Origin of the sequence: Gordonia lacunae (assembly GCF_002149015.1) — a bacterium.
GTDB classification, from domain to species: Bacteria; Actinomycetota; Actinomycetes; order Mycobacteriales; family Mycobacteriaceae; genus Gordonia; species Gordonia lacunae.
The window spans coordinates 252,953-264,420 of sequence record NZ_NGFO01000003.1 but is presented as its reverse complement, the minus strand read 5'-3'; the positions used below and the strand labels follow the sequence as shown (position 1 = coordinate 264,420).

The window sequence follows — 11,468 nt, the reverse complement described above, 5'->3', positions numbered from 1 at the left end:
CCACGTCGGGCGTCGAAAGGGGCTCGACCATGACCGATCCGACTGATGAGGACGTCCACCGCAAGATCGCGGATCTGGCGCGCGAACTGCACGGCGACGATTCCGACGAACAGGTCGCGAAGACGATCGTCGAGAACGCGCTCATCGACATCCCCGGCGTCGGGTACGCGGGCCTCACCGTGACCACCAACCGGAAGTCGATCGAGTCGTTCGGTTCGAGCCACGACGTCGCCGATACGCATGATCGCATCCAAGCGGAACTCGGTGAGGGGCCGTGCATCTCGGCCGCGCTGGCCGACCGGGTGGTTCGCGTCGACGACCTCGAGACGGACGAGCGCTGGCCGGCGTATCGGCAGCGGGCGCTCGCCGAGACCTCGATCCGCTCGGTGCTGTCGTTTCAGCTCTTCGCCGACACCACGACGATCGGGGCACTCAATCTGTACGCCGACGCGCCTCGCGCCTTCGACATCCACGCCGAGGACATCGGGGTCGTCTTCGCGACACACGCCGCCCTCGCCTGGAACAAGGTCAAGAAAGACAAGCAGTTCCACAGTGCCCTGGCCAATCGCGACGTGATCGGGCAGGCCAAGGGCATGCTGATGGAGCGGTTCGAGATCGACGCGGTCGCCGCGTTCGAGCTGTTGAAGCGGCTGTCGCAGGATTCGAACACCAAGCTGGTCGAGGTGGCACGTCAGATCACCACGAAGCGGTGACCCGACGTGCCCTTCGAGGCTCGTCGCTATCGCTCCTCGCACCTCAGGGGGCAGGGGACGCTCGTCGACCTCGACGCGCTCCTTCGTCGCTTGCTCGGCCCGGCGGCTATCGCTCCTCGCACCTCAGGGGGCAGGGGCCGACCTACTCGGCGAGCGTGAACTCCATCGTGCTGGGGCCGACCTCGTTCTGGGTCAAGGCGCGTCCGGCTTCCTCGAGAGTCTCGAAAGCCCGGACGTAGGGCGCCATTCCGCAGAGTTCGAGGGGGCGGGTCACGCTGCGACCGCCCACGACGACGACCGGGACGAAGCGTCGGCCGGCGTCATCGATGAAGGACCGTAGCAGCACCAGTCCGACGGTCCCGAAGAAGTTCACGCCCGAGAAGTCGAGAACGATCCCGTCGACGGGACCGCTGATCACACGGTCGAGGGCGGCGGCGAAGTCGGCGGCGGAATCGCGGTCGACGCTGCCTGAAAAGCCCTGGACGCAATACGATTTCGGTGAGACAAGCTGATGCGGATGTGCCGTCGGTGTCGGCTCGATCGCCGGATCGAAGGCCGAACGGAAGGTGGTCGAAGAGGTGAGACCCATGATGTTCTCGTTTCAGTCAAGTGCGCGTTTGGCCACGACCATCACCTCTGGATCGAAGACCTTGATACTCCACCGATTTGGCGTTGAGTAACCCAAGTTCACGACCGTCAGAGAAAGATCGACACGTGATGGTGGGAAGCGAAGAGGCCCTGGGCGCCTGTCACTTAGAACGCAGCTTCTACCTGAACCGCATCTCTTACCCTACGTTGCACGAGCATTGCGTACAAGGTTGTGCCCACTTCGGCAGCTTTTATGCGGTGTGTTCCTGCCATGCATCGCTCTGACCAGGCCGCACCCGGCGTGGCTGGACGCTGTCGTACGACCATGGTTGGCTGGAGCCGGATATGCGTCGAACCCGGTGCGCACATCGTTCCTGTTCTGGTTGCGGCACGAGGTCTGCGCATCAGTTCTCGTGTTGTCTTCGAAGTCTGGTGGTGAGAATGGCGTCGGGAGACCGGGGCGATCACGACGACTACAGCGACGTCATCCCATCTCTGCGTGCAATGCACGAAGAGAAGGACGACGACAGTCGTGCCCGGCTGCGAGAAGGGGTCATCGCGAGGTGCCTGCCTCTGGCCGACCACGTCGCCAGGCGCTTCTCCGAGCGCGGCGAACCCATCGACGATCTGCGGCAGGTGGCGCGGATCGGTCTGATGCATGCCGTCGACAGGTTCGATGTCGAGCGCGGCAACAACTTCCTCGCCTTCGCGGTGCCCACCGTCATGGGCGAGGTCAAGCGGTACTTCCGCGACAGCACCTGGTCCATCCGCGTGCCCCGCCGGGCTCAGGAGGCCTCTCTCAACATCGCCAAGGCCAGCGAAGAGCTGCTGCAATCCCTGGGTCGGTCGCCGCGCCCGAGCGAGATCGCGAAGCACCTCGACCTGCCGGTCGGCGAGGTGATCGAGGGAATGGTCGCCCGGTCGGCCTACACCGCGAGCTCGATCGACGCCGAGGCCGGCTCCTCGACCGACGGCTGGACCCTGGCCGACACCCTCGGCGACGAGGATTCACGGCTGGAACTCGTCGAAGAATTCGTCACGCTCCAGCCGGCACTCGAGCGACTCACCGAACGCGAGCGCACGATCCTCACCCTGCGGTTCTTCAAGTCGATGTCGCAGAGTGAGATCGCGCGTGAGGTGGGGATCTCCCAGATGCATGTGTCGCGTCTGCTGACACGCATCCTCGAGACCCTGCGGTCCGAGGTCGTCGTCGAGGACGATGACGAGGACGCGGGGGACGACGACTCCCTGCCGGCCGGCGGAGAGCCCGCCGCAGCCAAGGGCCGCGGCAGGCCCCGCTGAGTCACGGCTTGAGGATCACCTTGACCATGCCGTCGTCCTTGCGCTGGAAGGTCTCATAGGCCTGCGGCGCCTCGTCGAGCGGTAGCTCGTGAGTGGCGAAGGTGTCGACACCCAGCGGGTCGTCGTCGGAGAGCAGCGGCATGATGTCGTCGACCCACCGCTTCACGTTCGCCTGTCCCATGTGCAGCCGGATCTGCTTGTCGAACATCGTCAGCATGGGCAGCGGGTCGGCCGCGCCGCCGTACACGCCGGACAGCGAGATCGTGCCGCCGCGCTTGATGATGTCGATCGCGGAATAGAGCGCTCCGAGCCGGTCGGTGCCCACCTCGGACATCGCCTTGCGGGCCACGGCGTCGGGCAGCAGTCCGACGACGCTCTGCAGCGCCTTGTTGATCGGCGATCCGTGGGCCTCCATGCCCACCGCGTCGATGACCGAGTCGGTGCCCAGTCCGCCGGTGAGGTCGCGGATGGCGTCGCCGACGTTGTCGACCGCGTCGAAGTTCACGGTCTCGATGCCGCGGGCCTCGGCGCGGGCCAACCGTTCGGGTACGCGGTCGACACCGATGACCCGGGCGCCCTGGTGCGCGGCGATGCGGGCGGCCATGTCGCCGATCGGACCGAGGCCCAGCACCGTGACGGTCCCGCCCCGGGGGATCTCGGCGTAGGCCACGGCCTGCCAGGCCGTCGGCAGCACGTCAGAGAGATAGACGTACCGCGAATCGGGCTTCTCCAGCGGCACCTTGATGTGCGTGAACTGTGCCTGGGGCACGCGGAGATACTCGGCCTGTCCGCCGGGTACTGAACCGTAGAGCTGGGAGTAGCCGAACAGTGCGGCGCCCATACCCTGGTCGGTGACGCGCGTCGTCGCACACTGCGTCATCAGCCCGTCGTGGCAGAAAAGGCATGAGCCGCAAGAAATCTGGAACGGGATGACGACGCGGTCGCCGACCCGCAGGTCGCCGGTCTCGCTGCCGACCTCCTCGACGATCCCCATCGGTTCGTGTCCGAGGATGTCACCGGCCTGCATGAACGGGCCGAGCACCTCGTAGAGGTGCAGATCGGATCCGCAGATGTTGGTCGAGGTGACCTTGATGATGGCGTCGGTGGGCTCGATGATCTTCGGGTCGGGCACGGTGTCGACCGACACGTGTCGTTTGCCCTGCCAGGTCACTGCGCGCATTCTTCAGGCCTTTCCCTCGTTGTGTCGCCGGTTGTGCCGATGACCGTCGTCGTGCATCTCGTCCAAACGGTCGTCCCGTCCGCGCTCTCGCTTTCCGGCGTGTTCGACCGGGAAGTCGTGGAAGCGTTCCTCGTACCGCTCGGCCTCCTCGGCGGTGGTCTCCGGCTGGATCGGGTCCTGATGGGCGCGATCACCGTCTCGGGCGGCGCGGCGTCGAAGCAGGACCCGGCTGCTGATGAGCAGGCCGATCGCGAGCAGCCCCGCGAGGACGGCGCCCACCGCCAGCCACACCGTCGCATCACGATCACCCGCGCCGGCGGCGATCGCGAGGCCCGCGAGTACCAGCATGAGTCCGAGGCAGACGAAGCCGAGGAGGCCGATCGCCTTCAGCCCTCGTGACTTTCGCGCCGGACGTCGGGCGATCGCCTCGCGCGAGGCGACTTCTCGGTCGGGTGTCAGATCTGGCATGGTGCACTCCCTGCACTGTCTGGTTGTGGCTCGGTGGCCGGTGCTGGACGACCGGCCTCGGTGCGGACGGGTTACCGCGTCGGGCCGGGGATGAAACGTCATCGCGCGGACGCCTCGTCGGAATTGGGACGAAACGAGATGTCAGTCTCATCGGGTCCGAGTGCCGAGAAATGCTCTGCTACCGTGGCCAGACGTGTTGGGGGCACGCTCAGCGCGGCGAACTCCTCGAGCCGCGGTTTGGAACACGGAATCACGGGGCACTCATGACCAGACCAGCCGAGATCGGCACCACCAAGCAACGGGCGAAGAAGACTCATTTGATGACCGATTCCGACGCGACGTCCCAGCTATCGATCGACGGCCGAGCGCCGACGGTCCTGCGGGTTCCGGCCGCCACCGATCGCCTCGCACTGGTACGAGGGCTGGTCGAGACCGCTCTCTACATCGACGACTGGGCACTCGACGACGTCATCGACGCCAAGGTGGCCGTGGACGAGATCTGCTCCCAGATCATCTCCGCCGCAGCCGAGGACTCGTCGATCGAGCTCACGCTGCACCTGTCACCGCAGGGCGTGGTCGGGGAGATCCGCGGCGAACTCGTCGGCGGCGTGACGCTCAAGCAGTCGACGTTCGGCTGGCGAATCGTGCAGACCGTGACCGACACCCACACGATCTCCTACGACGAACCGCTGACGGACTCGGAGTCCCACGGCGTCGTCATCCGGTTCTCGAAGTTCCGCCGCTGACCAACCGCCAATCATCGCCGACTGGATCGTAGGCCGCGAGACCGCGTTCGGCGAAGGCGCGCAACCATCCCTCCATGGGCCACGTGCCCCAGCGCCGGTGGAAGACCCGGGCGTTGCGGAGGATGTCCGCGAGATGCTCGATCGGCGGGTTCGACACGGCGTGGTGCTGGTGATAGGCGTGTGCGCCGCCCACCCAGGCGATCCGGAACCCGTTGTTGCGCGCGGACATCGCGAAGTCCGTGTCCTCGCCACCGTAGCCCCGGTAGCCCGGGTGGAAGCCGTCGAGGGCCAGCCAGTCGGCGGCCCGCACGGCGAACGACAGCGACCAGAACAGCATCAGTTCCGACGAGAGCTGGGTCTGTCCGCATCCCGGTGACGGACGCGCCGGGTGCGGGTCGGTGAACCGGGAGAGTTCACGGGCGTCGAAGGTCGGCTGGTCGGATGGCAGGTAGGTGACCGGACCGCAGTAGAGGAGCTTGAGGTCCGGCGTCGCCGCGCAGGACCGCAGGTACCGCCCCAGCAGGTCCGGACCGGGGATGCAGTCGACGTCGAGGAACACCAGGATCGTCGCCCCCGCCGCGATCGCGGCCGCTGCCCCGGCGTTGCGCGCGTCGGCGAGTTGCAGGGTGTGCGGGTCGTCGTTGCGGATGTGGATGACACGCACCGGATGATCCGCGACGACCGTGGCGATGTCCGGATCGTCCATGGCCACGATGATGTGCACGTCGGGCCGGTGGGTTGAGTGGCCGAAGGCCTCGAGCTGGCGCCGCAGGTGGACGTGTCGCCCCGACACGATCGTGATCACCGCGACCACGTCGGGCGAGCCGGTCATCGGTGGGCGACCGCTTCGATGGCGCGCGCGGCACGCCCGGCGGCACCCGCGGTGTGCCACCGCGACCACGCCGGCGACGAGTCCCCGACGGTGTCGAGGATCGACCGCCACGTCTCGGTGTCCGGCCATGATGACGTCACGAGCGCGAGTTCGGAGCGCGCCAGGGTGTTGCCGGTTGCCCGCTGTTCGGCGAACGGCCGGTCCTCGGGGATCACGACGGCCGGTCGGCCCGCCGCAGCGGCGTCGGCGACGCTTCCCTGACCCGCACCGATGACGGTCACCCGGGCGCTGCACAAGAAGGGCCACGGGTCGTCGACCCACGTTCCGAACGCAGGTCCGAGCCCGACGACGGTGCGTCCCGGGAGCTCGTCGGCCAGAGTGGCCGCCGGGTGCGGTACCCCGCGTTCCCCGCCGGCGCCGGTGAGGACGAGTATGTCGGTGGCAAAGGTGGGGTGCGAGACCGGAAGCCGTCCGTCGAAGCGGGAGATGCCGCCGGTGAAGACCGTCTTCGGCAGGTGCTCCCGAAGCCAGTCCGGCTGATACAGCTCGGCGGGCCAGGGCGCGATGATCGCATCGGCGGCCCGGTAGGCGAGCTGATGCGGCAGGTCGTCGCGGACCCCTGGTTGTGCTGTCACGATCACCGGTACGCCGAGCAGCCGGAGGAACAGGGTGACCTCGACCGACACGTCGACGACGACGGCCGCCGGGGTGCGCTCGGCGACGAACTCCGCCAGTTGCGCCATGCGCGTCCGCAGACCACGGTCGTGCCGCGGCGCCCAGTGCAACAGGCCATGCACGTCGACCCCGCGGGGCTCGGGGTCGGCGTCGTCGCGGTCGAGGGTGATCACCTCGCTGAAGGCCGGATCGGACAGCGACGCGCTGGTCAGCGCGACGACGTCGGTGTCGATCCGGCCGGCGATGGCCGTGGCGCGGGAGCAGTGTCCGCGTCCCTGGTGGTGGACGTAGTAACCGATCACACCGGTACCTCCAGGGCCGGCGACTCGGCGCCGGTGACCGGACGTCCGGCGACCAGATCGGCGTAGATGTCGGTGTACCGGCCGATCATCGCGGTGTCGGAGCAGTGCTCCTCGGCCCGGCGCCGCACGAGTCGCCGGTCGATGGTGAGCGCTTGCTCCGCGGCGAGTGCCAGCGCGTCGACATCGCCCGGCGGGACGAGGACGCCCGCGTCGTCGCCGACGATCTCCGGGATACCCCCGCGCGCGAAGCACGCCACCGGGGTGCCGCACGCGAGGGACTCCGCGACCACGAGCCCGTACGGTTCGTCCCAGACGGGGCTCACCAGGGTCGTCCCGCAGGACCCCACCAGCCGGGCCAGGTCGTGCTGGTGGAGGTGTCCCTCGTAGTGCACGAGGCCGCCCAGGGACGGAGCGATCTGCTGCTCGAAATACCGTGTGTCGCTGATGGGTCCGGCCAGCCGGAGCCGGCGCCCGGCGCGCTGCGCGGCCTCGATAGCGAGATGCGCCCCCTTCTCCGGGACGAACCGACCGAACCAGACCAGATCGTCCCCGCCCGGACCGGTGGGCCAGCGCTCCAGCTGAACTCCGTTGTGCACCACCGGGATGTCGCCGAGAACATGCGACCAGGACCGTGCCGTGTGCCGGCTGACCGCGACGCACCGCGTACCGGGCGCGAGGGTCAGAGCCGACTCGAGCCACGGCGTCGGCGGGGTGTGCAGCGTGGTGACCATCGGGGTCTGCACCGCCGGACCCATGGCGACCGGGAGGTAGTGCAGGCTGTGATTGTGGATCACGTCGTAGTCGCCGGGGTTGCGCGTGAACGAGAGCATCAGCGACAGATACGCGTGATGATCCTGCAGCGCTTCGAGCTGAGGCATCGACACATCCGAGCGTGCGGCCGCGGACGGCTCGAACAGCTCGCCGCGCAGGCGATCCGAGTCGACCGGGAGGTCGCTACCGGCACCCGCGAACAGCGTGACCTCGTGTCCGGCGAGGGTCAGGGCGCGAGTCAGATGCCAGACATGGGCCTCGAGTCCGCCGGCGAACGGCTGTGCGATCGGATAGCGGCTCGATGCGACGATGGCGATCTTCAGCGTGTCACGCATCCAGGATCCGGGTGTAGAGGGCGGCGTGGTGTTCGGCGAGCGACTGGCGCTGGGCACGTCGCTCCGGCCACAGTGCGGCCGACCGCCGAGCCGTATAGGCCTGCGCCACAGCGGAAACCAGCGAGTCCGGATCGAAGTGGTCCTCGGTGAACTCGTAGGACAGGCACTCCTGTTGCTCCCGGTAGAAGCCGCAAGTCGGTGCGATGACGGTGGTACCGAGATCGTGGCAGGCCTCGAGCCAGCCCGAGTGCGTTCCGAACCGGTACGGGAGTACCGATACGGACAGGCTCCGCAGATAGTCCCACAGCTGATCGTCGGTGAAATAGTCATGGACCCGCACGCGCGCGTAGGGGTGCCGCGACAGTGCCAGGGCGGTCGTGCCGAAGTCGGGGTTGTAGGCGTGCTCACCCGGAACGAACACCTCGTCGTGCAGGTTGATCTGGACGGTCATGTCCGGGTAGTCGGCCGCGGCCTCGAGCAGGGTCATGATGACCGGCAGGGGGTCCATGTTGGCGCGGATGCTCTTGGCGTGGACGCCGACGACGAACTCGTCGGTGTTCGGTTCGCGTGCGGCGAATCGTCCCGGCGGCACGACGTGCGGGTGGGGGAGGACGGTCGCCTCCCGGTGCCAGCGACGGGCGATCTCATCGGCCACGCCCGGGGTCAACGTGATGACCTCGTCCGCAGCGGGCACGAGGAGGTCGAGGACCTCTTCGTGACGTCCCGGCTCGGGGTGATGCGGGTTACGCAGATCATGCAGCGTGTACACGAGCGGTTTGCCGTGGGTGCGCAGTTCGTCGATCACCGCCGACATCACCGCCGGCTCGATGGCGTCGAACCCGAAGTGGATGTGGAAGACGTCGAACTCGGTGTGATGCCGCGCAATCCACGCGGGATCGAGCATCAGCGGAGGCCACCAGCCGCCCGGCACCTTCGCGCCGTCGGCCGGTGCCGGATCGGGTAGGCGCACCACCGACACCGGTCCGGTGTCGAGGTCGCTGACCGCTCCGTTGAGCGGCGACAGGTGCCGGACGTACACATGGGATTGCGGCACCGACGCGACGCGCACGCGGGTGGTGCCGACGTCCGTGCGCCGGCGGGGACCCGCCGGCATGACCGACCGATCTCGTGTGGTGCTCACCCCCGTGGTCTCGAGGGTTCCTGTTCCGCTGGGCTGCCCACTGCTCACTGCCACATCCGTTCACTCGGGTCGCAACGGCTGTGTTCTCAACCGGGCCTACGCGATCGCGGCTTCGCGAGCCGCCGATGACTGCCGATCTCCGGCCAGTTCTCGTTCGGGGACGAATACCCCGGATCGCCGGCGGCGAAACCGCCGAGGTACCCGGTGAACGGTGTTGTGATCAGTGTGAGTTCGAGTGTGGAGAGCTCTGGTCCTCGGTGCGGTGCGCGTTGAGCAGCAGGTGGTCGAAGGACTGCCGCACAGGGTCCGGCAGCACCACGTACTTGTGGACCCCGGTGACGATCGACCGCGCGAGTTCGTTCACCTTGACGTTCGCGGTCTGCGACCGCCATCGCATGACCTCGAACGCGCGATCGGCACTGACCCCGTAGGCCAGCGAGATCATGCCCTTGGCCTGTTCGATGACGCCCTGGTGTTCCCGGAACCGCGCGACATGCTCGTCGACGCGGTCCTTGACCGCGCGCTCCTCGATCGCCGTCAGATCGAGGTAGAAACCCTCGGCGCCGATGACCGCACCGGAGTCGTCGGTGAGTTGTTGCGAGACGACCGCGACGTGACGGACCTCACCCTGGGTGTCGACGATGCGATGCCGGCTCGAGAACGGGATGCGGCGGTCCAGCATGGTCGCGAGCAATTCCTCGAACGACTGCCGGTCCTCTGGATGCTTGTGCCCGGCGATCAGCTCCGTCGTCGGAGTGACCTCACCGGGTCGGTAGCCGTGCATCTCGGCGACCTCGTCGGACCACTCCCACTCCTGGGTGTCGAACAGGAATCGGAAGCTGCCGACGTGACTGATACGGGACTCGCCGGCGGTGTGATCGTTGGCGTCTGTCACCCTCACCCCTACAAACCACAAATTCAACATGGATGCCAGCGGTCTCGGGCGAAAGATGAGCTTACCTGGCCGTCGTGCCGAGCGAGAATCGGCCTGGTCCGTGTCGTCGAAGCCGGACTCGCGGAGATCGTTTCGGCACCGTGTCGCTCGGGTACTGCGAGCAACCCGGGCCGGAGACCCCGGCTGCATCCGAGCGCCGATTCCGGCTACGACGAGAGGACGAGAATGAGCACCGACAACGTGGGTGACAGCGCAGCAGCGGCGACCGAGGGCATCAATCCCGATCTGACGTCGACGGCCGGTTTCGAGGATCTCGACGAGGACCGACTGGGCCAGGATCCGCTCGAGGAGGGCATGGATCCGCCCGAGGACTGGTCGGCCAGCGACCGCACCGGCACGACGGCCCGCGAACAGCGCGAAGGCGAGTCGCTCGACGAGAAGCTCGACCAGGAGATTCCCGACGAGAATCCCTGACGCCGCCGCGATGGGGCCGGCGGCGATGTTTCCGGCCGCCGCCGCGCGGGCATTCGTCGCCCATGAGTGACGAGAATTCCGAGCACGTGGCGAAGACGATCCCGTACCCCGGTGAGACCGACGAGATGGGTGACCGACCGCGCGACGAGATGCGCGAGTACCGCGGGCGCGATCTGCTCGCGGGCAAGACCGCCCTCATCACCGGCGGTGACTCGGGGATCGGCCGAGCGGTCGCGGTCGCCTTCGCCAAAGAAGGGGCCGACGTCGCCATCGCCTACCTGGAAGAGGACAACGACGCCCGGCACACCGTCGGGCTCATCGAGGCGGAGGGTCGACAGGCCCGCGCCTATCGCGGCGATCTCGCCGACCCGGCGCACTGCGCCGACATCGTGAAGCGGACCGTGGACGAACTCGGTGCGCTGGACATCCTGGTGAACAACGTCGCCTACCAGGAGATCGTCGACGATTTCCTGGAACTGACGCCGGAGCAGTGGCGGCGCACGTTCGACGTCAACATCGACAGCTTCTTCCACACCACCCGTGCCGCGGTCCCGCATCTGACCGGCGGCGGCGCCATCATCAACACCTCGTCGATCAACGGGCTGCGCGGCAACGACAGTCTCATCGACTACTCGGCGACCAAGGGAGCAGTTCTCGCGCTGACCTACTCGCTGGCCCAGTCGCTGATGAAGCGGAAGATCCGCGTGAACTGTGTGGCGCCCGGTCCGGTCTGGACGCCGCTCATCCCGGCCACGATGCCGGCCGAGGCGGTCAAGGACTTCGGCACGCAGGCGCCGATGGGCCGCGCCGCCCAACCGGACGAGATCGCGCCGTCATATGTGTTCTTCGCAGCCGAGCAGCTGTCGTCGTACTACACCGGCGAAGTCCTCGCGCCGATCGGTGGCGAGACTCTGCCGGGGTAGATCACCGGAGCGCATCGAGATCCCATGAGACCGCCGCATGAAGCGGTTCGAGGGTAAAATCCGATGATGTCGGCGTCGCACTGCTACGCCGACACGGAAAGCGGAACCACGACGAGAGGCGGA

13 protein-coding genes are annotated in these 11,468 nt (G+C 67.5%); 5 read left to right on the top strand and 8 right to left on the bottom strand.

The genetic code is table 11. From position 1 onward, the window contains the following. The first annotated feature begins 29 nt into the window (after positions 1 to 29). Positions 30 to 713 (top strand): GAF and ANTAR domain-containing protein, encoded by a 684-nt coding sequence (locus CA982_RS04330; RefSeq protein WP_086534157.1) that lies wholly within the window; start codon positions 30 to 32, stop codon positions 711 to 713. Between the two features lie 142 nt (positions 714 to 855). On the opposite strand, the gene CA982_RS04325 is transcribed toward CA982_RS04330, so the two are convergent. Beyond that, positions 856 to 1,302 carry an STAS domain-containing protein gene (locus tag CA982_RS04325; protein WP_086534106.1) on the bottom strand — a complete coding sequence of 149 codons (447 nt, stop codon included), beginning with the start codon at positions 1,300 to 1,302 and terminating at the stop codon, positions 856 to 858. 440 nt (positions 1,303 to 1,742) lie between these two features. Between CA982_RS04325 and CA982_RS04320 the strand changes: the two genes are divergently transcribed. Further along, positions 1,743 to 2,603 carry a SigB/SigF/SigG family RNA polymerase sigma factor gene (locus CA982_RS04320; RefSeq protein WP_086534105.1) on the top strand — a complete coding sequence of 287 codons (861 nt, stop codon included), beginning with the start codon at positions 1,743 to 1,745 and terminating at the stop codon, positions 2,601 to 2,603. A 1-nt stretch (position 2,604) separates the two neighbouring features. Here CA982_RS04320 and CA982_RS04315 read toward each other — a convergent pair whose 3' ends face one another. Next, positions 2,605 to 3,783 (bottom strand): zinc-dependent alcohol dehydrogenase, encoded by a 1,179-nt coding sequence (locus tag CA982_RS04315; RefSeq protein ID WP_086534104.1) that lies wholly within the window; start codon positions 3,781 to 3,783, stop codon positions 2,605 to 2,607. 3 nt (positions 3,784 to 3,786) lie between these two features. Further along, positions 3,787 to 4,251: a hypothetical protein gene (locus CA982_RS04310; protein WP_086534103.1), complete on the bottom strand. Its 465-nt coding sequence runs from the start codon at positions 4,249 to 4,251 to the stop codon at positions 3,787 to 3,789. A gap of 320 nt (positions 4,252 to 4,571) precedes the next feature. On the opposite strand from CA982_RS04310, the gene CA982_RS04305 reads away from it, so the two are divergent. Then, positions 4,572 to 4,997: an ATP-binding protein gene (locus CA982_RS04305; RefSeq protein WP_086534156.1), complete on the top strand. Its 426-nt coding sequence runs from the start codon at positions 4,572 to 4,574 to the stop codon at positions 4,995 to 4,997. On the opposite strand, the gene CA982_RS04300 is transcribed toward CA982_RS04305, so the two are convergent. The 5 genes from CA982_RS04300 to CA982_RS04280 all read right to left on the bottom strand — a co-directional run bounded on the left by CA982_RS04300 (position 4,969) and on the right by CA982_RS04280 (position 9,948). Beyond that, positions 4,969 to 5,829 (bottom strand): glycosyltransferase family 2 protein, encoded by an 861-nt coding sequence (locus tag CA982_RS04300; protein WP_086534102.1) that lies wholly within the window; start codon positions 5,827 to 5,829, stop codon positions 4,969 to 4,971. The two genes, CA982_RS04305 and CA982_RS04300, sit on opposite strands and share 29 nt — an antisense overlap. Next, a complete protein-coding gene (locus CA982_RS04295) occupies positions 5,826 to 6,806 on the bottom strand; it encodes a hypothetical protein (protein ID WP_086534101.1) in 981 nt (326 codons plus the stop codon). Before CA982_RS04295 ends, CA982_RS04300 begins: the two co-directional genes overlap by 4 nt. After that, a complete protein-coding gene (locus CA982_RS04290; RefSeq protein WP_086534100.1) occupies positions 6,803 to 7,912 on the bottom strand; it encodes a glycosyltransferase family 4 protein in 1,110 nt (369 codons plus the stop codon). The genes CA982_RS04295 and CA982_RS04290 overlap by 4 nt, the downstream gene beginning before the upstream one ends. After that, a complete protein-coding gene (locus CA982_RS04285; RefSeq protein WP_086534155.1) occupies positions 7,905 to 9,026 on the bottom strand; it encodes a glycosyltransferase in 1,122 nt (373 codons plus the stop codon). Before CA982_RS04285 ends, CA982_RS04290 begins: the two co-directional genes overlap by 8 nt. Positions 9,027 to 9,273: 247 nt before the next feature. Then, positions 9,274 to 9,948: a PAS and ANTAR domain-containing protein gene (locus CA982_RS04280; RefSeq protein ID WP_086534099.1), complete on the bottom strand. Its 675-nt coding sequence runs from the start codon at positions 9,946 to 9,948 to the stop codon at positions 9,274 to 9,276. A 225-nt stretch (positions 9,949 to 10,173) separates the two neighbouring features. On the opposite strand from CA982_RS04280, the gene CA982_RS04275 reads away from it, so the two are divergent. Together CA982_RS04275 and CA982_RS04270 are read left to right on the top strand one after the other, a co-directional pair. Next, positions 10,174 to 10,422 (top strand): hypothetical protein, encoded by a 249-nt coding sequence (locus CA982_RS04275; RefSeq protein WP_086534098.1) that lies wholly within the window; start codon positions 10,174 to 10,176, stop codon positions 10,420 to 10,422. Between the two features lie 62 nt (positions 10,423 to 10,484). Beyond that, positions 10,485 to 11,345, top strand: a complete 861-nt coding sequence (locus CA982_RS04270) for an SDR family oxidoreductase (RefSeq protein WP_086534097.1) — start codon at positions 10,485 to 10,487, stop codon at positions 11,343 to 11,345. Positions 11,346 to 11,468 lie beyond the last annotated feature (123 nt).

Coding starts and splice junctions, on each gene's coding strand:
- CA982_RS04270 (WP_086534097.1), top strand. CDS start 10,485: ATGAGTGACGAGAATTCCGAGCACGTGGCGAAGACGATCCCGTACCCC.
- CA982_RS04315 (WP_086534104.1), bottom strand. CDS start 3,783: ATGCGCGCAGTGACCTGGCAGGGCAAACGACACGTGTCGGTCGACACC.
- CA982_RS04325 (WP_086534106.1), bottom strand. CDS start 1,302: ATGGGTCTCACCTCTTCGACCACCTTCCGTTCGGCCTTCGATCCGGCG.
- CA982_RS04305 (WP_086534156.1), top strand. CDS start 4,572: ATGACCGATTCCGACGCGACGTCCCAGCTATCGATCGACGGCCGAGCG.
- CA982_RS04290 (WP_086534100.1), bottom strand. CDS start 7,912: ATGCGTGACACGCTGAAGATCGCCATCGTCGCATCGAGCCGCTATCCG.
- CA982_RS04300 (WP_086534102.1), bottom strand. CDS start 5,829: ATGACCGGCTCGCCCGACGTGGTCGCGGTGATCACGATCGTGTCGGGG.
- CA982_RS04285 (WP_086534155.1), bottom strand. CDS start 9,026: ATGCCGGCGGGTCCCCGCCGGCGCACGGACGTCGGCACCACCCGCGTG.
- CA982_RS04330 (WP_086534157.1), top strand. CDS start 30: ATGACCGATCCGACTGATGAGGACGTCCACCGCAAGATCGCGGATCTG.
- CA982_RS04275 (WP_086534098.1), top strand. CDS start 10,174: ATGAGCACCGACAACGTGGGTGACAGCGCAGCAGCGGCGACCGAGGGC.
- CA982_RS04310 (WP_086534103.1), bottom strand. CDS start 4,251: ATGCCAGATCTGACACCCGACCGAGAAGTCGCCTCGCGCGAGGCGATC.
- CA982_RS04320 (WP_086534105.1), top strand. CDS start 1,743: ATGGCGTCGGGAGACCGGGGCGATCACGACGACTACAGCGACGTCATC.